Below are 21936 nucleotides of genomic sequence, written 5' to 3'. Positions count from 1 at the left end.
AGCGACGCATCCGACCCGGCGCGGTCGCGCCCGCCGGTGCGACGGTGGCGGCGTGAGCGCCGGCGCGCCCGGAGCCGGGCCGACCGTCCTGGTCACCGGCGGCTCCAGCGGGCTCGGCGCGGCGGTGGTCGCCGCGGTGGCCCGCGCCGGCGGGCGCCCGCTGGTGCTGGACCGGCAGCGTCCCGCCGACGGGGTGCCCTGGGTCGAGTGCGACCTGGCCGACACCCGCGCCGCCGAGGCCGCCACCCGCGACCTCGCGGAACGCTCCGGCGGGCTGGACGCCGTGGTCACCGCCGCCGGGATGGACGTACCCGGGAAGCTGGCCGACATCCCGGCGGAGACCTGGGAGCGGATCGTCACGGTGGACCTGCTCGCCACCGCCGCGGTGATCCGGGCCGCGCTGCCGTGGCTGGAGGCGTCGCGGGGCAGCATCGTCACCGTGGCCTCGACGCTCGGGGTGAAGGCGGTCGGCGACGCGACCGCGTACTGCGCGGCGAAGTTCGGGGTGGTCGGCTTCACCCGCGCGCTCGCCGCCGAACTGGCCGGCGCGGTCGGCGTGACGCTGCTGATCCCCGGCGGGATGCGGACCGCGTTCTTCGACGAGCGGGACGAGCAGTACCGCCCCGGCCCGGACGCGGTGCTCAACGAGCCGGCCGACACCGCCGCCGCGGTCATGTTCGCGCTGTCCCAGCCGGCCGGCTGCGCGGTACGCGAGATGGTGGTCTGCGCCGCGCAGGAGTCCTCGTACCCGTGATCCTGGTGCTGCGGGCGCTCGGGGTCGGCGATCTGGCCACCGCCGTGCCGGCGCTGCGCGGCCTGCGCGCCGGCCTGCCGGGCCGGGAGCTGGTGCTCGCCGCCCCGGCCTGGCTGGCGCCGCTGGCGGAGCTGACCGGGGCGGTCGACCGGGTGCTGCCCACCACCGGGCCGGACCGGATCGCCTGGACCGGCCCGCCGCCCGAGGTGGCGGTCAACCTGCACGGCCGCGGACCGCTGTCGCACCGGGCGCTGGCCGCCGTCCGCCCCGGCCGGCTGCTCGCCCACCGCAACCCGGACGCCGGCCACCCGGACGGCCCGGCCTGGGACGACGACGAGCACGAGGTCCGCCGCTGGTGCCGGCTGCTGCACGCGTACGGGCTGCCGGCCGACCCGGCGGACCTGGCGCTGCGGCGTCCGGCGGTGACCGGCGTACCGGCCGGGGTGACGCTGCTGCACCCGGGCGGCAAGATCCCGGCGAAGCGCTGGCCGGCGGACCGGTTCGCCCGGCTGGCCCGGGAGCTGGCCGCGCGCGGGCACCGGGTGGCGGTCACCGGCTCGCCGGACGAGCGGGCGCTGGCCGAGCGGGTCGCCCGCGACGCCGGGCTGCCGCCGGAGGCGGTGCTGGCCGGCCGGACCGGACTGGCCGAGCTGGCCGCGCTCGTGGCGGGCGCGCGGCTGGTGGTCAGCGGCGACACCGGCGTGGCCCACCTCGCCACCGGCTACGGCACCGCGTCGGTGGTGCTGTTCGGGCCGGTGCCGGCCGCGCACTGGGGCCCACCGCCGGACCGGCCCCGGCACCGGGCGCTGGGTGCGATCGAGCACACCACCGTCAACCGGGATTCGACCGGGTCGGGCCGGGTAGGAACCCACCCGACATTGAATGCCATCGGGATCGACGAGGTGGTGGCTGCGGTGGCCGACGTGGAACGGGTCTCCGGTGCGGTTGCGGCGTAGCGATCCGGGCCGGCCGGGGTACGCGCGCCGGCGGCGTGGCAAGGGCTGGCTGTTCCTCGACCCGACCGGCGAGCCGGTGCGCGACGCCGGGGAACTGGCCCGGCTGCGCGAGCTGGTGATCCCGCCCGCCTGGCGCGACGTGTGGATCTCGCCGTACCCGAACGGCCACATCCAGGCCACCGGCATCGACGCGGCGGGCCGCAAGCAGTACCTCTACCACCCGCACTGGCGGCGCAAGCGCGACGAGGCCAAGTTCGACCACGTGCTGGAGGTGGCCCACCGGCTGCCCGCGCTGCGCGACCGGGTCACCCACGACCTGTCGCTGCGCGGACTGCGCCGGGAGCGGGTGCTGGCCACCGTCGCCCGGCTGCTCGACATGGGCGCGTTCCGGGTCGGCAGCGACCAGTACGCCACCGGCGACGACCCCACGTTCGGGGTGTCCACGCTGCGTCCCGAGCACGCCCGCTCCCGGGGCGGCTGCGTGGTGTTCGAGTTCCCGGCCAAGGGCGGCATCGACCAGGTCCGCCGGATCGAGGACGCCGAGCTGTGCCGGGTGCTGCTCAACCTGCGCCGCCGCCGGCGCGCCCAGGAGCGGCTGTTCGGCTACTGGGACGGCCGGGCCTGGCGCGACGTGCGCAGCGACGAGGTGAACGACTACCTGCGCGACGCCAGCGGCGGCGAGATGACGGCGAAGGACTTCCGCACCTGGCACGCGACGGTGCTGGCCGCCGCCGAACTGGCCACTGTGGGTCCGCAGCGCTCCGCGACCGCCCGCAAGCGCGCCGTGGCGGCGGTGATGCGTTCGGTGGCCGACCTGCTCGGCAACACCCCGACGGTGGCCCGGACCTCGTACGTGGACCCGCGCGTGGTCGACCTCTACCACGACGGGGTGCTGGCGCCGGTGCAGCCGGAGATGCCGCGCGAGGCGGTGGAGAAGTCGGTGCTGGCGCTGCTGGAGGAGGAGGCCGGCTGACGCCGACCGGCCCCGCCGGTCCTGGGGGGAAGCGCGACGGGGCCGGAAATCTCGGCCGCCGGTGCGGTCCCGGGAGGCCACACCGGGCGGGGCCGCCCGCGGCCGGGACCGCCGCGGGCGCCGCGCCCGGCCCCCCGATATCCGTGGGCCCGCCACGAACGGCACGGGCCCGGGTTTCAGTATGTACGGGACAGGTTGACGGTGGATGCCGTGCTGTTGACGATCCGTGCCGGTTCCAGGTGACGGGTCCGGTACTCCTGAGGTGTCTCGCCCTGCGCCGCCCGGAAGACGCGGCTGAAGTGCGCCTTGTCCCGGAAGCCCCAGCGGGAGGCGACGACCTGGATCGGGCGGTCGCTCAGCGCCGGGTCGGCGAGGTCGCGGCGGCACCGGGCCAGCCGCTCGTCCCGGATGTACGCGGCCACCGTGGTCTCCTCGTCCTCGAAGAGCCGGTGCAGCGAACGCACCGAGATGTGGTGCGCGTCGGCGACCGCGCGCGGATCGAGCGTGGCGTCGCCGAGGTGCTGGCGCACGTACGCGCGTACCTGGGCCTGGAGTGCCCGGCGCCGGACCTCGGTGGGCATCTCGTCCTCGGAGACGAGATTGCGGCCGAGCAGCGTGGCGATCAGGTCGAGACCGACGGCGCCGAGCCGCTCCGCGTCGGCCGCGTGGTACTGCTCGGGGTTCGCGGTGATCCGGGTGAGGAAGTCGGCGACCAGCCCGCCGATGCCCTCGGAGCCGGACATCCGGCCGGCGAACAGGGGAGCGAGCCGGCGGGGCGGCAACGGCAGCGCGTCGTACGGCACCAGGGCCGCGATCGAGCGGGCGAACTCGGGTCCGGCGGGGTCGGCGTGGTGACTGAGTTCGTGCGGCCGGGAGCAGTCGTAGAAGGTGAGGTCGCCGGGGCGGCACCGGGCGCGCTGCCCCGCCTGGTCGGCCTGGCTGGTGCCGCTGAGCGTCAGCGCGAGCATGTAGTAGTCGGGGTCGGAGCGCTGGATCAGTTTCGCGGTGCGCACGCAGTCCACCGACGGGTAGTGGTGGCGGATGAGCTGCATGGGGCCCAGGTCGATGAACTCGGCCCGCGCCACGAAGTCGTCGGCGTGCGCGCTGTACACCCGCAGCGGCGTCGGGGTGCTCGCCATCGTGTCCAGCCATATGCCGAAGCGCTCCCGAGGCGGCAGCGCCCGCGTGTCGAGGACCTGCCGGTGCAGCTTCCCGTCCATCAACGACTCCCGTGTTCGTCACTCCCTGCACAAACAGGACGCCCCACGGGGCCGAAAAGCGACACCCGTGGGGCCGTGACGTCCGTCATTGACGGATCTGCGCACGTTCTGTTAGGAGTCCGTTCAGTCGTTCAGCACCTGGGACAGCCGGTCGCGGAACCGGCGCTCGGAATCGGTCACCGCGTCGCCGCCGAGGCCCAGGATGCCGCCGGTGGAGGCCGCGCCCACCACCTGCTCGGCGATGTCCACCAGCCAGTGCCGGTACGCCCCGGCCTGACCCTCGTCCACCCGTGCGGCGAGCAGCGCGGACGCCTGCCCGGCCCGGGCCAGCACGTCCTCGATCATCGCCTTCGGGTCCTGCGGCGTGAGCACCGGCAGTTCCGCGCCGGTCTCCGGGTCGCCCACCCGGTCGACGACCTCACCGGCCACGGCGGCGACCAGCGGGCTGGCCGACTCCCGGCCGGCGGCGATGGTCTCCAGCCCGGCGGCGTTCTCGGCCATGGTGCGGCGGGTGCCGTCGGACTCGGCGGCGGCCGCCGCGGTGAGCACCGACTGCGGCAGCCCCACAAGCAGTCCCCACTCCTCGTCGGAGACGCCGAACCGGGTGTACGCCGGCTGCTCGATCACGATCAGGCCCCTTTCGCCGTGGTCGTCGTTGTCGACGGGCGCCCCCGCGGCGCCCGGGTCAGGTTAGTCCAGCTCCAGCAGGCCCTGTTCGGACACCACGCGCACGGACAGCGTCTTGTAGCCCACCTCGTCGAAGAGCACGGTCATCCGGTCCTCCTCGTAGCTGAGCACCAGGCCGGCGCCCCACTCCGGGTGGCGGACCTGGCTGTGCACCGGGAACGGCCCGACCGCGCCGTCACCCGCGACACTGGTGCCGGCGTGGCAGTTGTCGCAGTGCCCGCAGACCTCGTTCATCTGCTCACCGAAGTACGCCAGCAGGGCCTGGCCCCGGCAGCCGGTGGTCTCGGCGAACGCGCGCATCATGTCGGTACGCGACCGGGTCACGGTCTGCTGCCGTTCCGCCTCGGCCAGCGCGGCGCGGCCGGACTCGGCGGCCGCCGGCGCGTACCGGGGTGCGCCGATGCGCTGCTTGGCGCGTGGCTCGGCGGCCCCGATCTGCTCCAGCAGGGACAGGTACTGCCCCAGCTTGCGCGGGCCGAGGCCGGTCAGCTCGCGCAGCTCCTTGCGGTTGCGGGCCTTGCCGCGCAGCACCGCGGCGAGCTCGGTCAGTTCCTTTTCGTCCGGCAGCCCACCGCTGAAGTAGCGCTGGAGGCCGACGTCCTCGGCGCGCCACAGCAGCAGCACCCGGGCCGGCGAGCCGTCGCGTCCGGCCCGGCCGATCTCCTGGAAGTAGCTGTCCGGCGAGTCGGGCAGCGCCATGTGCACCACCCAGGCGATGTTCGGCTTGTCGATGCCCATGCCGAACGCCGACGTGGCCACCATGATCGGCACCCGGTCGGCCAGGAACGCCTCGTGCAGCTCGTGCCGGGCCGCGGTGGGCATGCCGCCGTGGTAGAAGTCGGCCGGGTAACCGGCGCCGGTGAGCCGCTCGGCCAGCTCCTCGGCCGCCCGGCGGGTCGGCACGTAGATGATGCCGGGCCGCTCGTCGTCGCTCAGCAGCGCGATCAGCCGACGCCACCGGTAGTCCTCGGTCGGGCAGTGGGCCACCTCCAGGAAGAGGTTCGGCCGGTCCAGCCCGGAGACCACCACCTCCGGCTCGCGCAGCCGCAGCCGGGCGATGATGTCGTCGCGTACCGGCGGGGAGGCGGTCGCGGTGAGCGCCACCACGGGTGGCCGGCCCAGACCGTCGATCAGGTGACCGAGCGCCAGGTAGTCCGGCCGGAAGTCGTGGCCCCACGCCGAGATGCAGTGCGCCTCGTCGATCGCCACCAGCGCCGGCTTCAGTTCGCGGACCTCGGCGAGCCGGTCCGGGTTGCTCAGCGCCTCCGGCGTGATGAACAGGAACTCCGCGCGCCCGGCGCGGATGTCCTCGATCGCCTCGGCCTGCTGGGCGGCGCTCTCGTCCGAGCTGATCCGCACCGCGCGCAGCTCCGGGCGCTGCCGTTCGTTGAGCGCGGCGATCTGGTCCTGCTGCAACGCGAGCAGCGGGGAGATCACCACCGTCGGGCCGGGGATCAGGCTGGCCGGGATCTGGTAGATCGCCGACTTGCCGGCGCCGGTGGGCAGCACCACCAGGGCGTCGCGGCGCTTCATCACGGCGCGCATGGCGGCGAGCTGGTTGGGCCGCAGCGCGGTCCAGCCGAACAGGTTCCGCGCCGCCCGGCGCAGGCTGGAGGAGTGCGTGGTCAGTTTCATCAAGCGCCTCAGCTACCCCCGGTGATCCCGCGCGAAACCGTCCGGCCCGTCACCGGAGCCGGGGCAGGACCTCGCGCTGGTAGAGGTCGAACAGGCCCTGCCAGTGCGGGCCGGTGTTCGCCACGTAGACCTCGTCGAAGCCGGCCTTGGCGTACTCGTCGATCATCTCCAGGTGGGCGTCGGCGTCCCGGCCGCAGACGAACGCCTCCCGCACCTGCTCGGGCCGGACCAGTTCGGCGGCCTGCTCGAAGTGCCGGGGGGAGGGGAGCACCTGGGACAGCTCGCCCGGCACGCCCGCGTTGGGCCAGCGCTCGTACGCGATCCGCGCGCCCTCGTCGGCGGTGTCGGCGTACGCCGCCTTGAACCCGCCCTGGCACGGCTTGTCGCCGCCGCCGGACTCGCGGAACCGGCGCACCATGTCGGCGTCGGGCATGGTGCTGACGTAGCCGTCGCCGATCCGGCCGGCCAGCTCGATCGACTTCGGGCCGAACCCGGAGACGTAGATCGGCGGGGGAGTGTCCGGCCGGGTGTAGATGCGGGCGTGCTCGACCGTGTAGTGCTTGCCGTGGTGGTTGACGAACTCGCCGCGCCACAGCTCGCGGATCACCTCGACCGCCTCCTCCAGCATCTCCAGCCGTACGTCGGTCTGCGGCCAGGCGTCGCCCAAGATGTGCTCGTTGAGCGCCTCGCCGGTGCCCACGCCGAGCACGAAGCGGCCCTCGTGCAGCACCGCGCTGGTGGCCGCCGCCTGCGCGATGACGGCCGGGTGGATGCGCATGGTCGGGCAGGTGACAGCAGTGGTCACCGGGAGCCGGCAGACCTGGCTGAGCGCGCCGATGGTGGACCAGACGAACGGGCTCTGGCCCTGGGCGTCGACCCACGGGTGGTAGTGGTCGGAGATCCACAGTGCCTCGAAGCCGGCCTGCTCGGCGCCGCGCGCCTGGGCCAGCAGCTCCGCCGGGGTGTACTCCTCGCTGGACAGGAAGTAGCCGATCTTCATGGTGTGTGCCCTCTCCGCGGTGACCGGCGGGTCCGCCGGTGCCCGGACGGCTCCGTCGTGTCCGGACAGGGCAAGCCCTACCCCCGGCGGGCGGCTCCAACCCGGGCGGCGCGGGATCAGCGGCGGAACATGGCCCGGATCGCGATCAGCAGGAACAGGCCGCCGACCACCAGGCCGAGCAGGCGTACGCCGGGGATGTCGGCGGCGCTGGTGGCGTCGGCGAGCGGCAGAGCGGGCATGTGGGAACTCTCCCACGGGCCGTCCGGGTGCGCCAGCGGCTAACAGTAAGGATTGTTGACTATTTAGCTGCGCGGTGTGACCATGTCAGCACCCGCCGGCCCTGGCGGGTCCGTGGGGGAGACGGGGGTACGACAGCACATGAGCGAGCGGACCGTGGGATCGACCGGAGACCTGGCGGCGCTCGCCGCCGCCGTCCTGCAACCGGGGTTCGTCGGCACCACACCGCCGCCGTGGGTGTGCCGCTGGCTCGGCGAGGGCCTCGGCTCGGTCGTCCTGTTCGCCCGCAACGTCGTCGACCACGAGCAGGTCGCCACGCTCACCGCGAACCTGCGCGCCGAGCGGCCCGACGTCATCGTGGCGATCGACGAGGAAGCCGGCGACGTCACCCGGATCGAGTCCGCCCGGGGCAGCTCCCGTCCCGGCAACTACGCGCTCGGCGCGGTCGACGACCCGGCCCTGACCGAGGAGGTCGCGCGCGACCTCGGCGCCGAACTGGCGGCCGTCGGCGTGACGCTCGACTACGCCCCGGACGCCGACGTCAACTCCAACCCGGCCAACCCGGTCATCGGGGTGCGCTCCTTCGGCGCCGACCCGGACCTGGTCGCCCGGCACACCGCCGCCTGGGTACGCGGCCTGCAGTCCGGCGGCGTCGCGGCCTGCGCCAAGCACTTCCCCGGGCACGGCGACACCCGGGTCGACTCGCACCACGACCTGCCCCGCATCGGCGGCGACCGGGCCCGCCTCGACGCGGTCGAGCTGGCCCCGTTCCGTGCCGCCGTGGCGGCCGGGGCGCAGGCGGTGATGACCGGTCACCTGCTGGTGCCGGCGCTCGACCCGGAGCTGCCCGCCACGCTCAGCCCGCGCGTGCTCGGCGGCCTGCTGCGCGAGGAGATGGGCTTCGGCGGCGTGGTGGTCACCGACGCGGTGGAGATGCGCGCGGTCGCCGACCGGTACGGCTTCACCGGCGCCGCGGTGCGCGCGCTGGTGGCCGGCGCGGACGCGATCTGCGTGGGCGGGGAACGGGCGACCGAGGCCGACGCCCGCGAGCTGCGCGACGCCATCGTCGCGGCGGTGATCAGCGGGGAGCTGCCCGAGGAACGGCTCGCCGAGGCGGCCAAGCGGGTCGGTCAGCTCGCCGCGTGGAGCGTCGCCGCCCGCGCCCGCCGGGTCGCCGGTCCGCCGTCGGCCGACGGCTCACCGATCGGGCTGACAGCCGCCCGCCGCGCGGTACGGGTCACCGGCGACGCCGGGCTGCTGCCGCTGACCGGCCCGGCCCACGTGGTGGAGTTCGCGCCGCCGCGCAACATCGCCATCGGCGAGGAGACGCCGTGGGGCATCGCCGCGCCGCTGACCCACCTGGCGCCCGGCACCACCACCGCCCGCTACGCCGCCGACGCCGTACCGGCCGACCCGGGCGCGACGCCCGCCGGCCGGCCGCTGGTGCTCGTGGTACGCGACCTGCACCGCCACGACTGGATGCGCGACGCGGTACGCCGGGCGCTCGCCGCCCGTCCCGACGCGGTGGTGGTCGAGCTGGGCGTGCCCGAGCTGGTCACCGGCGCGGTGCACCTGGCCACCCACGGCGCCACCGCCGCCGCGGCGCGAGCCGCCGCCGAGGTGCTGACCGGGGCGCGCTGACTCCCGGCCCGGCCGGGTGGGGAGGTCCCCCGGCCGGGCCGGGCCTCACGGCTTGCCGGCCACCAGGTCGGCGTACTCGGGGTGGCGTTCGATGAACGAGGCCACGAACGGGCACTGCGGCACCACCCGGCCGCCCCGGGCGCGGACCTGGTCCAGCGCGCCCCGGACCAGCGCGGCCCCGACGCCCTGACCCTGGAACCGGTCGTCGACCTCGGTGTGCGTGAAGACCAGCGTCTCGCCCCGGAGCGTGTACGCGGTGAACCCGGCCAGCGCGTCGTCCACCAGGATCTCGAAACGGCGCTTCGCGGTGTTCTCCTCGACCAGAAAACTCACCGGATCATTCTCCCTCCGGGCCCGGCCAGCCGGTCCAGTTCGGCCAGCAGCCGGTCCACCTCGTCGACGGTGTTGTAGTGGTAGACGCTCGCCCGCACCGCGCCGCCGCTGCCCCGCAGGCCCATGCCCTCGAAGTACTCGTAGGCGTAGTAGTCGCCGTGCGACAGGCACAGGCCCGCCTCGCCCAGCGCCGCCGCGGTCTGCGCCGGGGTCGCTCCGGCCACCCGGAACGACACGGTCGGGCAGCGCCGCGCCGGTGCGCCGTACACGGTCACGAACGGGCGATCGGCCAGCCCGGCGACCAGCCGGTCGAAGACCGCCTCCTCGTGCGCCTGCGCGGCGGCCAGGCCGGCGCGTACCCGCTCCCGCCGGTCGCCGGTCGCGGCCGGATCCAGACCGGCCAGGTGGTCCACCGCGGCGGTCACGCCGGCCAGCAGCGGGAAGCTCGGCGTGCCGTACTCGAACCGGTCCGGCACCCCGTCGGCGGAGGGGAGCAGCTTCGCCGGGCGCAGCGCCTCCCAGCGCGCCGGGTCGGCGACCATCGCCGCCAGGTGCGGCCCGGACCACTTGTACGCGCTCGTCACCAGGAAGTCCGCGCCGAGCGAGGCCGCATCGGTCGGGCCGTGCGGCACCGAGTGCACGCCGTCCACGCACACCAGCGCCCCGGCGGCGTGCGCGGTCTTGGCGATCGCCGCCACGTCCGGCACGGTGCCGATCGCGTTGCTGCCGGCGGTCACCGCGACCAGCCGGGTGCGCTCGGTGACCAGGTCGGCGTACTGGCCGGCGGGCAGCTCGCCGGTCGCCGGGTCGAACTCGGCCCAGCGCACGGTGGCGCCGGCCGCCTGCGCGGCCTGCACCCACGGGCGGACGTTCGCGTCGTGGTCCAGCCGGGACACCACCACCTCGTCGCCCGGACGCCAGCCGGCGCCGAGCGTCCGGGCCAGCGTGTACGTCAGCGCCGTCGCGCTCGGCCCGAGCACCACGCCCGACGGCTGCGCGCCGAGCAGGTCGGCGACGGCGGCCCGCGCCCCGGCGACCAGATCCAGCGCCCGGCGGCCGGGCAGGAACGCGGTGCTGCGGTTGCCCGTCGCGGCGCGCATCGCCCCGGCCACCGCCTCGACCACGGCGGCGGCGGTCTGGGTGCCCCCGGCGCCGTCGAAGTGGGCGAATCCCTCGCCCAGGGCAGGGTAGGCGGCCCGGACCCGGGCGACGTCGAAAACCATTCCGGAACCCTAGCGCGCACCCTGGACACCCTGCCCGGCGTGGCCGTCCCGCGCTCGCCCGCGAGGCCGCTGTGGCGTTCGCCGCCTATCCTTGGACGGGTGACGATCCGACGCGCCACCTCCGCCCCCGCCCGTCGCGCCGCCGGTCTGCTCGCCGGCCTCGCCCTCGGCGCCGCACTGCTCGCCGGATGCAGCTCCGAGGGCGCCGAGACCGACTGCGGTCTGGACGCCTGCACGATCACCTTCGACCGCGGCGTGGACGCCAGCGCCCGGATCCTCGGCGTCGAGGCGAAGCTGATCGGCGCCGACGGCGACCAGGTCACGGTCGAGGTCGCCGGGGAACAGCTCTCGCTCACGGTGGGCCAGCAGGCCACCGAGGTCGCCGGCTTCCAGGTCAGCCTGGACAGCGTCAACGAGCAGCAGGTGGTGGTGCGGGTCGCGCGCGACCTCAGCGCCTGATCCGTTTCGGCCGTCCCGGCGGGCGGCGACGTTTGGAAAATCGCCCGCCGGGAGATTGAGGGCTCATGTCTCTCACCCGGAACGCCGGAGCCACCGCCGCCCAGGCTCGAAACAGCCGGTGGCTCGAACTGTTGACCCGTGCCGGCTTCATCGGTTACGGAATCGTGCACCTTCTCCTCGCCTGGCTGGCGCTGCAGATCGCCTTCGGCAAGTCGGGCGAGGAGGGAAATCAGAACGGCGCGCTGCGCACCCTCGGTGAACAGCCGCTCGGGAAGTTCCTCCTGATCGCAATGGCGGTCGGCCTGTTCGCCATGGCGATCTGGCAGGCCTTCGAGGCGATCTCCGGCCACGTGTCCAAGACCGGCAAGGAGCGACTGTTCGAACGGATCGCCTCGGTGGTCCGGGTCGTCGTCTTCGTCTGGCTCGGCTGGACCGCGATCAAGGTCTTCCAGGACGCCAGCTCCAACGCCTCGGACCAGCAGCAGCAGCTCTCCGAGAAGCTGATGGCCTCCGACGGCGGCCGGTGGCTGGTCGGGCTGGCCGGCCTCGCGCTCGCCGGGCTCGGCATCGGCATGGTGATCTACGGCCTGAAGAAGAAGTTCGAGCGCAACCTGAAGACCGGCGAGATGAGCCCGAAGACCCGGCAGCTCACCCGTCGCCTCGGCATGGCCGGGTACGCCTCCCGAGGCGCCGTGTTCGCCGTCGCCGGCGTGCTGGTCGTGATCGCCGCCGTGAACTACGACCCGGAGAAGGCGCGTGGCCTCGACGCCGCGCTGCGGACGCTGCGCGACCAGGCGTACGGGCCGTGGCTGCTGGCGCTCATGGCGCTCGGCATCGCCGCGTTCGGTGTCTACTGCTTCTTCCAGTCCCGGTACCGCAAGGTCTGATCCTGGTCGATACCCGGGCCGCCGGGCACCATTGGGCCTTTGCCCGATGCCCGCCCGTCGGAGGGAGAGAGAGTTCGTGCAGAGTTACGTCGTGACCGTCGCCGCCGCGCTCGCCGCGGCGGCGATCGCGTTGGTGCTGGCCCAGGTGGTGCACCGGGTCACCCGCCGTCTCGGCCGCCGCTCGCTGCTGATGACCGAGCTGACCGAGCACGCGCACCGCGCGTTCCAGGTCGCGGTCACGGTGGCCGCGGTGCAGTTCGCGGTCCGGTTCACCACCGCGTACGCGGTCGGCAGCCCGTGGCGGCAGTTCGTCCTGCACACGCTCGTGCTGGCGACGATCGCCGCCGCCGCCTGGCTGGTGGCCTCGCTGCTGGTCGTGGCGGAGGACACCGCGCTGGCCCGGTTCCGGGTCGACGTGCCGAACAACAGGCACGCCCGCCGGGTGCGTACGCAGGTGGTGCTGCTGCGCCGGCTCACCATCGCGGTGATCGTGATCCTCACGGTCGGCGTGATGCTGATGACGTTCCCGGCGGTACGCGGCGTCGGAGCCGGTGTGCTGACCTCCGCCGGTGTGATCGCCGCGGTCGCCGCGCTGGCCGCGCAGAGCCTGCTCGCCAACGTCTTCGCCGGCCTCCAGCTCGCATTCAGCGACGCGGTACGCCTGGACGACGTGGTGGTGGTCGAGGGGGAGTGGGGCCGGATCGAGGAGCTGACGCTCAGCTACGTGGTGGTGCAGATCTGGGACGACCGCCGGCTGATCCTGCCCACCTCGTACTTCACCAGCCGGCCGTTCCAGAACTGGACCCGTACCGAGGCGGCGGTGCTCGGCACCGCCGAGTTCGAGCTGGACTGGGCCGTCCCGGTGCAGGCGATGCGGGAGGAGCTGCGGCGGCTGTGCGAGGGCACCGAGCTGTGGGACGGCCGGGTCTGCGTGCTCCAGGTGACCGACGCGACCGGCGGCATGGTCAAGGTCCGCGCGCTGGTCAGCGCCGCCGACGCGGGCAGCCTGTGGGATCTGCGGTGCCTGGTCCGCGAGCACCTGGTGACCTGGGTACGCGACCAGCGCCCGACCGCCCTGCCCCGGCTGCGCGCCGAGGTCGGCGACACCACCGGCCCGCTGCCCTGGCAGACGGTGCAGCCGCGCCGCCCGGTACGCCGCCCGGCCGGCACCGAGGCGCCCGACGACGCGCGTGTCTTCGGCGGCAGCGACGACGGCGAGGCCCGCAGCGAGGTGTTCGTGGGCCGGGAGGAGCACGCCGAGGCGCGTCGCTGACCCCGTACCCGATCGGAGCCCCCGGCCGCCCACGGCGCCGGGGGTTCGGCGCGTTCGGGCGGCTTTCCGGCCGGACGGGTTTGGCCGGGCGGTTGCGGGGGACGTGGTGCGCACGCCCCGGATCCGGTGCCCGGCACCGGGTTGCGGCGGCGCGCGGCCGGGCGGACCGGCCGCGCCGCGCAGGATTGACGGGCGGCGACTCCGGGCATACAGCGCGGTGATGACGAAAGGAGGACAGCATGGCTGACGTCGCGAGTCGCAGCACGTCGCGGACCGGGAGCGAACCGTCCACCGCCGAACTGGTACAGCGCGCCACCGAGCAGGTCACCCGCCTGGTGCGGGACGAACTGGCCCTGGCCCGTGCGGAGCTGACCCAGAAGGGCAAGCACGCCGGGATCGGGATCGGTCTGTTCGGCGGCGGCGGGGTGATGGCGCTCTACGGCGCCGGTGCCCTGGTCGCCACCGTGATCCTGCTGCTGGCACTTGTCATGCCGGCGTGGCTGGCCGCCCTGATCGTGGCGGTGGCGCTGTTCCTGCTCGCCGGGATCCTGGCGCTGGTGGGCAAGAAGCAGGTCAGCCGTGCCGTCCCGCCGGTGCCCCAGGCGGCGGTCCGCAGCGTCCGGGCGGACGTCGACACGGTCACCGCCGCGGTGAAGGACGGGAGGCGGGCATGACCGGTAACGGGACCGGGGACGTGGCGGCGCTCCGGGAGGAGATCCGCCGGACCCGGGTGGAGCTCGGTGAGACGATGGAGCTGCTCGCGGCCAGGGCCGATCCGAAGGCGCTGGTGCGGCACTCCGCCGAGGCGGCGAAGGCGCGGATGCGTGAGCAGGCGTCGCTGACCGCGGCCCGGGTGCGCGGGCGGGCGGCGGAGCGGGCCCGGCTGGTCCGGGCGCAGGCGTACGAGAAGGGTGAGGCGGTCGGGCGCAACCCGTTGCCGTGGGCGGCCATCGCGGCCGGCGCGCTGGTGACCGCGGTGGTGCTGGTGATCGTCCGAGGGAGGCGCAGGTGAGCGGGAAGATCGGCAAGGCGGCGTACAGGCCGGTGGGGGTGCTGCTCGGCCTGGCCGCCGGTACCGTCGCCGGCGCGATCTTCCGCCAGGTCTGGAAGGTGACGGCGGGCGACGGCGAGGCGCCGAGCGCGACCGACGAGGACCGCCGTTGGGGCGAGGTGCTCGCCGCCGCGGCCCTGCAGGGGGCCATCTTCGCGGTGGTGCGGGCCGCCGTCGACCGGGGCGGAGCGGTGGGCGTACGCCGGTTGACCGGTCGCTGGCCGGACTGAGGTAAAGGCCGGAAAGGCCCCTTTCCCGAGCGCGGGGAAGGGGCCTTTCGCATGGCTCCGGCGGGGCCGCGTAGCGCCGTCCGCGCGACCTTCAGGTCACATGTCGGAGAATTTCGTCCGCTAGGCTGTGCGAAGTTTTTGCGTACGTGGTTTGCTGTCTCACGCTGTTGAGAGACGCGTGGGTTGAGAGAAGTCTCCTGCATTGGGGGCCGCCTCAGGCGCCGCTGCTCGAAAACGGCCAATCGGCCGCACGGCGTGCTCGGCCGCCAGTTTTAGAAGGAGATACACATGGCGCAGGGAACCGTGAAGTGGTTCAACGCTGACAAGGGCTTCGGCTTCATCACCGTCGACGGCGGGGGTGCTGACGTGTTCGTCCACTTCTCGGCCATCCAGACCAGCGGCTACCGCACGCTGGAGGAGAACCAGCGGGTGGAGTTCGAGATCGCCCAGGGTCAGAAGGGTCCGCAGGCCGAGCAGGTCCGCCCCATCTGAGTCTCACCGCACCGGCCGCGCCGGCCGGTGCCGGAAGCCCCGCATCCCGCACGGGAGGCGGGGCTTCACCGTGCCCGGCGCCTCAGCGGCGCCGCGCCCGCATGCCCCACCAGAGCCCGGCCAGTCCGATCAGGACGAGCACCGGACCGGCCGCCGCCCAGATCCGCTGGTCGCTCATGACGCTGCCCTCGACGTACCCGAGGCCCAGCACCGTCCACAGCGCACCGAGCACCACGGCGAGCAGGCCCAGGGTGAGCCGGAACCAACCCCTCATCGTTCCCCCTCCGACGACGACAGTCCCGCTCCAGCATGCCCGCCGCCGCCGGCGCCCGGCGGCGCCGCGCCGGCCGGCCGGCTCACCACCGGTCGTGCACCTGCGGGCGGATCAGCTCGTCGTAGGTGGCCCGCACCGCGGCCAGCTCCACCTCGGTCAGTGCCGGCTGCCCGGCCGCCTCGGCGTTGCGCCGCGCCTGCTCGGGGGAGCGGGCACCGGGGATCACCACAGTCACGCCGGGCTGGTCGAGGACCCACCGCAGCGCGAACTGCGCCATCGTACGGTCGTCGCCGACCAGCGGCGCGAGCCGGCGCACCGCGGCCAGGCCGCTGTCGTAGTCGACGCCGGAGAACGTCTCGCCCACGTCGAACGACTCGCCGTGCCGGTTGAACGTGCGGTGGTCGTTCGCCGGGAACGTGGTGTTCTCGTCGTACCGGCCGGAGAGCAGGCCGCTCGCCAGGGGCACCCGGGCGATGATCCCGACCCCGGCCGCTGCGGCGGCGGGCAGCACCTGCTCCAAGGGCTTGTGCCGGACCGCGTTGAGGATGATCTGCACGCTGGCGACACCGGGCCGGGCGATGGCGGTGAGCGCCTGGTCGCAGGTCTCCACGCTGACGCCGTACCCGGCCACGCGGCCCTCGTCGACGAGCGTGTCGAGCGCGTCGAAGACCCGGTCGTCGGCGAAGACGGCGGTGGGTGGGCAGTGCAGCTGCACCAGGTCGAGCGTGTCGACGCCGAGGTTGGCCCGGGACCGGTCGGTCCAGGCCCGGAAGTTCTCCGGCGTGTACGCCTCCGGCGTCTGCTCCACCCGGCGGCCCATCTTGGTCGCCACGGTGAGCCCGTGCCCGGGGCGGGAGCGCAGGAACCGGCCGATCAGCGCCTCGCTGCGGCCGTCGCCGTACACGTCGGCGGTGTCCAGGAAGGTGACGCCCGCGTCGACGGCGGCGGCGAGCACGGCGAGCGCGTCGTCCTCGCTGACCTCGCCCCAGTCCGCGCCGAGCTGCCACGCGCCGAGTCCGATGATGCCGACGTGCCGGCCGAGCCGGTCGAAGCTGCGCTGTTCCACCCGGTCGAGCCTAGTGAGCCGCTTGCCGTGGCGCGCGGCGGGCCGTACGGTCTAACAAGACGTACGTACGGTTTGGAGGCTGTCATGTGGGATCCACGCACCTACCTGCGCTACGGCGACGAGCGGTCCCGGCCGTTCCACGACCTGCTGGCCCGCGTCGGCGCCGAGCACCCGCGCGCCGTGGTCGACCTCGGCTGCGGCCCCGGCACCCTCACCGCCACGCTCGCCGGCCGCTGGCCCGCCAGCCGGGTCACCGGCCTCGACTCCTCCCCGGAGATGATCGACCGGGCGGGCGCCGAGGGCGGTCCGGTCACCTACGCGGTCGGCGACGTCCGCGACTGGCGACCGGAGCCGGACGTGGACGTGCTGGTCGGCAACGCCGTGCTCCAGTGGGTGCCGGAACACCGCGACCTGCTCCGCCGCTGGGCACACGCGTTGCCGACGGGCGCGTGGATGGCGTTCCAGGTGCCCGGCAACTTCGACGCGCCCTCGCACCGGCTGCTGCGCTCCGTCGCCGCGGGGGACCGGTGGCGCGACGCGCTCGCCGGAGAGCTGCGCGAGGCACCGGTCGACGAGCCGGTCGGCTACGCCACGCTGCTGACCGACGCGGGCTGCGCGGTCGACGCCTGGGAGACTACGTACGTGCATCTGCTGCCCGCCGCCGGCGCCGACCACCCGGTGCTGGCCTGGATGGAGGGCACCGCGCTGCGCCCGGTCCGCGCCGCGCTGGACGCCGCCGGCTGGGCCGCCTTCCGCGCCGAGCTGGGGGTACGGCTCGCGCAGGCGTACCCGGTGCGGCATGGTCAGGTGTACTTCCCGTTCCGCCGGATCTTCATGGTGGCCCGCACCGGCGCCCGCGCAGAGGAGAACTCGTGACCGACCTGCCCACCTTCATCGCCGGACTGCCCAAGGTGGAGCTGCACGTGCACCACGTCGGCTCGGCCTCGCCCCGGATCGTCGCCGAGCTGGCCGCCCGGCACGAGGGGCGCAGCCCCGTCCCGGCCGACCCGGAGGCGCTCGCCGACTACTTCGCGTTCCGCGACTTCGCCCACTTCATCGAGGTCTACCTCAGCGTGGTGGACCTGATCCGCGACGCCGACGACGTCTGGCTGCTCACCCACGAGGTCGCCCGGGAGCTGGCCCGCCAGCAGGTCCGCTACGCCGAGCTGACCGTCACGCCGTACTCGCACGTCAACCGCGGCATCCCGGCGCCGGCGTTCTGCGAGGCGATCGAGGACGCCCGCAAGCGCGCCGAGGCCGACTTCGGCATCGCGCTGCGCTGGTGCTTCGACATCCCCGGCGAGGCCGGCCTGCCCGCCGCCGAGCAGACGCTGCGGATCGCGCTCGACGAACGACCCGACGGGCTGATCAGCTTCGGCCTCGGCGGCCCCGAGATCGGGGTACCCCGGCCGCAGTTCAAGCCCTGGTTCGACCAGGCCCGGGCGGCCGGGCTGCGCTCGGTGCCGCACGCCGGCGAGACCACCGGCCCGGAGACGATCTGGGACGCGCTGCGCGAGCTGGGCGCCGAGCGGATCGGCCACGGCATCTCCGCCGCGCAGGACCCGGCGCTGCTGGCCCACCTCGCCGAGCGGCGCATCCCGCTGGAGATCTCCCCGACGTCCAACGTGCGCACCCGGGCCGTACCGAGCCTGGACGCGCACCCGCTGCCGCGGCTGGTCGAGGCCGGCGTGCCGGTCAGCATCAACTCCGACGACCCGCCGATGTTCGGCACCACGCTCAACGACGAGTACGCGGTGGCCGCCCGGCTGCTGCGACTCGGCCCGGACGGGGTGGCCGCGCTGGCCCGCGACGCCGTCGCCGCGGCGTTCCTGGCACCGGCCGAGCAGGCCCGGATCACCGCCGAGATCGACGCGTACCTGGGGAGCGCGGCGGGCTGAGCGGCCGTACGGGCGCCGGCCGCCGGGACATCCGGGGCGGCCGGCGCCGCACGGTCAGCATCAGCCCGGCCAGCGCCAGCGCGGTGAGCGCGGCGGCGGGACCGGGCGCGACGGGCGGGGGCCGGACGGGACCGTGCGCGAGCACCGGGTCCTGCCACACCGCGAGCGTGAGCGCGATACCCACGCCGATGACGGCGGCCCAGCGGAGCAGACGACTGACGGCCGGTGGCATGACGGTCACCTCGCGCCCGGGATCGACGGGAGAGCGCGCGCGACGGGAGCGAGGTGTGGGGGGACCGGACTCCCGCCGCGCGCATGATCCGTCGGCCGGAAGGTCTTACGGGGCGTCCCGGCCGACGGAACTGATGGGTTCTGTCAACGATCCTGGCAGTTCACGCCGGTTTCGCGGCCGTCGTTAAACCACCTTTAAGGAGAACTTGCGCCCGTACACAGCCACGGGTCAGCGCGGGCGCGGCCAGCGCCGCCCCGGACGCGGCTCGCGTGCCTCCCGGGCCATCCGCCCGACCAGCCCGAACCGGTTCACCGGCCGGGGTGCCGCGTCCGGGTCGGCCAGCAGCATCACCACGCTCGCGCCGCCGAGCCGGGCCCGGTCGATGCTCACCGAACCGTTCGCCTGCAACGCGACCCGCTTGGCGATGTCCAGCCCGAGGCCGGTGGAGCCCTTGTCGCTCTCGCCCCGGCGCAACGCCCGGTCCGGGTCGGCGATGCCCGGCCCGGCGTCGTCGATGCGGATCGCCACCCAGCCGTCCCGGCGGCTCACCGCCACCTCGAACGCGGTGCCCTGCGGCGTGTACCGGAACACGTTGCCGATCACCGCGTCCAGCGCGGCGGCCAGCTCGGCGCGGGGCACCGGCGCCGGGATGCGCAACTGCGCCCCGACCACCCGGTGCGGCCGGTTCTGGTCCCCGGCCAGCGCCGACCAGAAGACCATCCGGTCCCGGACCACCTCGCTCACGTCGCACGACGCCGGCGCCGACTCCTGGGCGACCGCCTTGCGGGTCGTCTTGATGAGCTGGTCGACCTCGCCCTCCAGCGTGACGATCGCCTGCCGGATACGCCGGATGCCGCGCCGCCGGTCCAGCTCCGCCTCGCTGAACGTGCCGATGCTCGTGTCGTCGGACTCCAGCGCCTCGGCGTCCAGCCGCAGCGCGGTCAGCGGCGTACGCAGCCGGTGCGACAGGTCGGCGACCAGTTCGTGCTCGTCGGCGCGCAGCGCCACCAGCCGTTCGGTCATCCGGTTGAACGCGTGCCCGGCCTCGGCCAGCTCACGTGGGCCGGTCGGCTCGACCCGTACCCCCAGCTCGCCGTCGCCCACCGCGAGCGCCGCCTTGACCAGGTCGCCGGTGGCGTCCACGGCCCGGGCCGCCACCCGGTCGACCACCGCGACCGCCGCGCCGACCAGCGCCAGGCCGATCGCGAGCAGCAGCAGCCACCGCCCGCCGCCGCCGGAGTCGAGCACCTCGTCGGGGACGAAGACCTCCACCACCGCGACCCGGTCACCGAGCACCACCGGGTCCAGCCGCAGCACCCCGCCGTCCACCTCGGTCACCACCGAACGCCGCTGCGCGGCGGCGTCGGCGAGCACCCGCGGGTTCGCGCGGCCGGCCGACTCGTCCGCGCCGATGCCGTGCACCACCGGTCGCTTGGCCGGATCGTCGCCGGCCGCGGCGGCCACCGCCCGCTCGATCGTCGCGGTGTCCGTACTGACCGCCAGCGCGCCGGTCACCAGCGCGGCCCGGCGCGCGGCGTCGGCCAGCTCCGCCTCCCGGGTCCGGTCGGCGAGGGTCAGCCCGAGCGGGACGAGGAAGGCGAGCGCGATCAGGCCGCACAGGCCGGCGGTGAGCCCGGCGAGCGTGAGCCTCAGTCCGGCGCCACCAGCCGGAAGCCGACCCCCCGCACGGTGCGCAGGTAGCGCGGCTTCGCCGCGGACTCGCCCATTTTGCGGCGGAGCCAGTACAGGTGAACGTCGATGGTCTGGTCCTCGCCGACCGATGGCTGCCGCCATACCTCCTCCAAGAGTTCCCGCCGGGACACTACCCGGCCGGGACGTGCGGCGAGATACGCCAGCAGGTCGAATTCCTTGCGGGTCAGGGCCAGCGCCTCCCCGTCCAGCACGGCGCTGCGCTCGCCGACGTCGACGCGCAGGCCGCCGACCGTGTGCACGGCCGGCGCGACGGTACGGCTGGCCCGGCCCGCCCGGCGCAGCACAGTGGTGATCCGGGCGTCCAGGTGCGCACCGGTGAACGGCTTGACCATGTAGTCGTCCGCGCCGGCGCGCAGCAGCCGCACCACCGACTGCTCGTCGTCACGGGCGGTGGCGATGATGATCGGCACGTCGGTGATGCCGCGCAGCATGCGCAGCGCGTCCGAGCCGTCCAGATCGGGCAGGCCGAGATCGAGCACCACCAGATCCGGTGTCTCCGCGGCGACCCGGCGCAGCGCGTCCAGCGCGGTGCCGACCGCGTGCACCGCGTGCCCCCGGTCGGTCAGCGATCGCAGCATGGCGCCGCGCACGACGTGGTCGTCTTCGACCAGCAGGACGGTTGCCACGTCAGCACCGTACTCGGCGTGGCAAGCCGGTCGCGTTGCGGCGGTCCGGCCAACCGGGCAAGCTGGGACGGCGATGACGTTCACGCTCTTCCCCGACACCCGCCTCACGCTCGCCCGCGACGCGCTGGCCGGCCTGTCGGTGGGCGACGCCCTCGGTTCCCAGTTCTTCGTCCCCGGCGGGGCGGTCGCCCCGTGGCCGGATGCCTTGCCGCCGGGCCCGTGGCTGTGGAGCGACGACACCGAGATGGCGTGTTCCGTGCTCGACGTGCTCGCCAGGCACGGCCGGATGGAGCCTGACGCCCTCGCGCTCGCCTTCGCCGCGCACTACGACCCGGCCCGCCGCTACGGCGCGGGCGCGGTCGAGCTGCTCGAACTCATCCGGGCGGGCACGCCGTGGCCGGTGGCCGCCGCGTCCGCGTTCGACGGGCAGGGCTCCTGCGGCAACGGCGCCGCCATGCGCGTCGCCCCGCTCGGCGCCTGGCACGCCGACTCCACCCGCCGCGCCGCCGAGCAGGCCCGCGCCTCGGCCGAGGTGACCCACGCCCACCCGGAGGGCGTCGCCGGTGCGGTGGCTGTCGCGGTGGCCGCCTCGCTCGCCGCCCGCGCCCGCCTCGACGGCGGCCGGCCCGAACCGGCCCGGTTGCTCACCGCCGTCGCCGGGGCGCTCGACCCGGCCGGTGAGGTGCACCGGGGGGTACGCCGGGCCGCCGCGCTGCTCGGTCACTCCGCCGCCGCGGCGGCCGACGCGCTCGGCAACGGCTCCCGGGTGACCGCGCAGGACACCGTGCCGTTCACGCTCTGGGTCGCCGCCACGCTGCTGCACGACTACCCCGCCGCGATCCGCGCCTGCGTCGAGGCGGGCGGCGACGTGGACACCACGGCCGCCATCGTGGGCGGGATCGTGGCCGCGTACACCGGGGTCGGCGCGCCGGGTGGTGTGCCGGAGGGCTGGCTGACCGCCCGCGAGCCGCTCCCCACCTGGCTCCCCAACCCCGCCTGACCGCCCGCCCTCCCTCGCCGGCCATGTTGGTCGTGGGTACGCGCGCCGGTTCGGGGAGGTGGCGGGGTCGAGGCCC

At 74.7% G+C, this 21936-nt stretch carries 26 protein-coding genes; 14 read left to right on the top strand and 12 right to left on the bottom strand.

Annotated features, from left to right (window positions below):
* The first annotated feature begins 52 nt into the window (after positions 1 to 52).
* The 3 genes from EAD96_RS20180 to EAD96_RS20170 are packed head-to-tail and all read left to right on the top strand — an operon-like array spanning position 53 to position 2683.
* The gene (locus EAD96_RS20180; protein WP_121685414.1) at positions 53 to 754 is read left to right on the top strand and encodes an SDR family oxidoreductase; all 702 of its coding nucleotides are present in this window, start codon (positions 53 to 55) and stop codon (positions 752 to 754) included.
* The gene (locus tag EAD96_RS20175) at positions 751 to 1710 is read left to right on the top strand and encodes a glycosyltransferase family 9 protein (protein WP_121685413.1); all 960 of its coding nucleotides are present in this window, start codon (positions 751 to 753) and stop codon (positions 1708 to 1710) included. The genes EAD96_RS20180 and EAD96_RS20175 overlap by 4 nt, the downstream gene beginning before the upstream one ends.
* On the top strand, positions 1694 to 2683 hold the full coding sequence (locus EAD96_RS20170; protein WP_121685412.1) for a DNA topoisomerase IB: 990 nt from the start codon (positions 1694 to 1696) through the stop codon (positions 2681 to 2683). The genes EAD96_RS20175 and EAD96_RS20170 overlap by 17 nt, the downstream gene beginning before the upstream one ends.
* A gap of 176 nt (positions 2684 to 2859) precedes the next feature.
* On the opposite strand, the gene EAD96_RS20165 is transcribed toward EAD96_RS20170, so the two are convergent.
* From EAD96_RS20165 to EAD96_RS31805, 5 genes are all read right to left on the bottom strand, one after another.
* A complete protein-coding gene (locus tag EAD96_RS20165; RefSeq protein ID WP_121685411.1) occupies positions 2860 to 3903 on the bottom strand; it encodes a helix-turn-helix domain-containing protein in 1044 nt (347 codons plus the stop codon).
* A gap of 123 nt (positions 3904 to 4026) precedes the next feature.
* Positions 4027 to 4530, bottom strand: a complete 504-nt coding sequence (locus tag EAD96_RS20160) for a hypothetical protein (RefSeq protein ID WP_121685410.1) — start codon at positions 4528 to 4530, stop codon at positions 4027 to 4029.
* A gap of 63 nt (positions 4531 to 4593) precedes the next feature.
* On the bottom strand, positions 4594 to 6225 hold the full coding sequence (locus EAD96_RS20155) for an ATP-dependent DNA helicase RecQ (RefSeq protein ID WP_121685409.1): 1632 nt from the start codon (positions 6223 to 6225) through the stop codon (positions 4594 to 4596).
* Positions 6226 to 6274: 49 nt separating this feature from the next.
* Complete coding sequence (locus EAD96_RS20150) at positions 6275 to 7225, bottom strand: TIGR03557 family F420-dependent LLM class oxidoreductase (protein ID WP_121685408.1); 951 nt, start codon at positions 7223 to 7225, stop codon at positions 6275 to 6277.
* A gap of 116 nt (positions 7226 to 7341) precedes the next feature.
* Entirely contained in the window at positions 7342 to 7464 is a 123-nt protein-coding gene (locus EAD96_RS31805) for a hypothetical protein (RefSeq protein WP_255474080.1), read from the bottom strand.
* A 139-nt stretch (positions 7465 to 7603) separates the two neighbouring features.
* On the opposite strand from EAD96_RS31805, the gene EAD96_RS20145 reads away from it, so the two are divergent.
* A complete protein-coding gene (locus EAD96_RS20145; protein WP_120570592.1) occupies positions 7604 to 9103 on the top strand; it encodes a glycoside hydrolase family 3 protein in 1500 nt (499 codons plus the stop codon).
* A 45-nt stretch (positions 9104 to 9148) separates the two neighbouring features.
* Here the strand turns inward: EAD96_RS20145 and EAD96_RS20140 are convergent, their stop codons facing one another.
* Positions 9149 to 9436, bottom strand: coding sequence for a GNAT family N-acetyltransferase (locus EAD96_RS20140; protein ID WP_121685407.1), 288 nt, complete (start codon positions 9434 to 9436; stop codon positions 9149 to 9151).
* Entirely contained in the window at positions 9433 to 10659 is a 1227-nt protein-coding gene (locus EAD96_RS20135; protein ID WP_121685406.1) for a cysteine desulfurase-like protein, read from the bottom strand. The genes EAD96_RS20140 and EAD96_RS20135 overlap by 4 nt, the downstream gene beginning before the upstream one ends.
* A 99-nt stretch (positions 10660 to 10758) precedes the next feature.
* Here EAD96_RS20135 and EAD96_RS20130 point away from each other — a divergent pair, with 99 nt between their 5' ends.
* The 7 genes from EAD96_RS20130 to EAD96_RS20100 all read left to right on the top strand — a co-directional run bounded on the left by EAD96_RS20130 (position 10759) and on the right by EAD96_RS20100 (position 15051).
* Positions 10759 to 11118 (top strand): hypothetical protein, encoded by a 360-nt coding sequence (locus tag EAD96_RS20130; RefSeq protein ID WP_121685405.1) that lies wholly within the window; start codon positions 10759 to 10761, stop codon positions 11116 to 11118.
* Positions 11119 to 11183: 65 nt separating this feature from the next.
* Complete coding sequence (locus EAD96_RS20125; RefSeq protein WP_121685404.1) at positions 11184 to 12005, top strand: DUF1206 domain-containing protein; 822 nt, start codon at positions 11184 to 11186, stop codon at positions 12003 to 12005.
* 76 nt (positions 12006 to 12081) lie between these two features.
* Positions 12082 to 13278, top strand: coding sequence for a mechanosensitive ion channel family protein (locus tag EAD96_RS20120; RefSeq protein WP_120570587.1), 1197 nt, complete (start codon positions 12082 to 12084; stop codon positions 13276 to 13278).
* A gap of 239 nt (positions 13279 to 13517) precedes the next feature.
* The gene (locus EAD96_RS20115) at positions 13518 to 13952 is read left to right on the top strand and encodes a phage holin family protein (protein WP_013285414.1); all 435 of its coding nucleotides are present in this window, start codon (positions 13518 to 13520) and stop codon (positions 13950 to 13952) included.
* Positions 13949 to 14290, top strand: coding sequence for a DUF3618 domain-containing protein (locus EAD96_RS20110; RefSeq protein ID WP_013285415.1), 342 nt, complete (start codon positions 13949 to 13951; stop codon positions 14288 to 14290). Before EAD96_RS20115 ends, EAD96_RS20110 begins: the two co-directional genes overlap by 4 nt.
* Positions 14287 to 14559, top strand: a complete 273-nt coding sequence (locus EAD96_RS20105; RefSeq protein ID WP_120570586.1) for a DUF4235 domain-containing protein — start codon at positions 14287 to 14289, stop codon at positions 14557 to 14559. The genes EAD96_RS20110 and EAD96_RS20105 overlap by 4 nt, the downstream gene beginning before the upstream one ends.
* 288 nt (positions 14560 to 14847) lie before the next feature.
* Positions 14848 to 15051 carry a cold-shock protein gene (locus tag EAD96_RS20100; RefSeq protein WP_007075740.1) on the top strand — a complete coding sequence of 68 codons (204 nt, stop codon included), beginning with the start codon at positions 14848 to 14850 and terminating at the stop codon, positions 15049 to 15051.
* Between the two features lie 82 nt (positions 15052 to 15133).
* Here EAD96_RS20100 and EAD96_RS20095 read toward each other — a convergent pair whose 3' ends face one another.
* Both EAD96_RS20095 and EAD96_RS20090 read right to left on the bottom strand, forming a co-directional pair.
* A complete protein-coding gene (locus EAD96_RS20095; RefSeq protein WP_120570585.1) occupies positions 15134 to 15325 on the bottom strand; it encodes a hypothetical protein in 192 nt (63 codons plus the stop codon).
* Positions 15326 to 15407: 82 nt separating this feature from the next.
* Positions 15408 to 16391: an aldo/keto reductase gene (locus tag EAD96_RS20090; protein WP_120570584.1), complete on the bottom strand. Its 984-nt coding sequence runs from the start codon at positions 16389 to 16391 to the stop codon at positions 15408 to 15410.
* 84 nt (positions 16392 to 16475) lie between these two features.
* On the opposite strand from EAD96_RS20090, the gene EAD96_RS20085 reads away from it, so the two are divergent.
* Positions 16476 to 17267, top strand: coding sequence for a trans-aconitate 2-methyltransferase (locus EAD96_RS20085; protein ID WP_120570583.1), 792 nt, complete (start codon positions 16476 to 16478; stop codon positions 17265 to 17267).
* On the top strand, positions 17264 to 18289 hold the full coding sequence (locus EAD96_RS20080; protein WP_120570582.1) for an adenosine deaminase: 1026 nt from the start codon (positions 17264 to 17266) through the stop codon (positions 18287 to 18289). The genes EAD96_RS20085 and EAD96_RS20080 overlap by 4 nt, the downstream gene beginning before the upstream one ends.
* On the opposite strand, the gene EAD96_RS20075 is transcribed toward EAD96_RS20080, so the two are convergent.
* The 3 genes from EAD96_RS20075 to EAD96_RS20065 all read right to left on the bottom strand — a co-directional run bounded on the left by EAD96_RS20075 (position 18246) and on the right by EAD96_RS20065 (position 20860).
* The gene (locus tag EAD96_RS20075; RefSeq protein WP_147457907.1) at positions 18246 to 18521 is read right to left on the bottom strand and encodes a hypothetical protein; all 276 of its coding nucleotides are present in this window, start codon (positions 18519 to 18521) and stop codon (positions 18246 to 18248) included. The two genes, EAD96_RS20080 and EAD96_RS20075, sit on opposite strands and share 44 nt — an antisense overlap.
* 228 nt (positions 18522 to 18749) lie before the next feature.
* A complete protein-coding gene (locus tag EAD96_RS20070; protein WP_199733242.1) occupies positions 18750 to 20141 on the bottom strand; it encodes a HAMP domain-containing sensor histidine kinase in 1392 nt (463 codons plus the stop codon).
* A 29-nt stretch (positions 20142 to 20170) separates the two neighbouring features.
* Positions 20171 to 20860 (bottom strand): response regulator transcription factor, encoded by a 690-nt coding sequence (locus EAD96_RS20065; RefSeq protein ID WP_013285422.1) that lies wholly within the window; start codon positions 20858 to 20860, stop codon positions 20171 to 20173.
* 73 nt (positions 20861 to 20933) lie between these two features.
* Here EAD96_RS20065 and EAD96_RS20060 point away from each other — a divergent pair, with 73 nt between their 5' ends.
* On the top strand, positions 20934 to 21860 hold the full coding sequence (locus tag EAD96_RS20060) for an ADP-ribosylglycohydrolase family protein (protein WP_121685401.1): 927 nt from the start codon (positions 20934 to 20936) through the stop codon (positions 21858 to 21860).
* Positions 21861 to 21936: the final 76 nt, after the last annotated feature.

Source organism: Micromonospora sp. BL1 (genome assembly GCF_003667485.1).
In the GTDB taxonomy this organism is placed as follows: Bacteria; Actinomycetota; Actinomycetes; order Mycobacteriales; family Micromonosporaceae; genus Micromonospora; species Micromonospora tulbaghiae.
The sequence above is the reverse complement of the archived record's forward strand: the minus strand, read 5'-3'. Positions and strand labels throughout refer to the sequence as shown.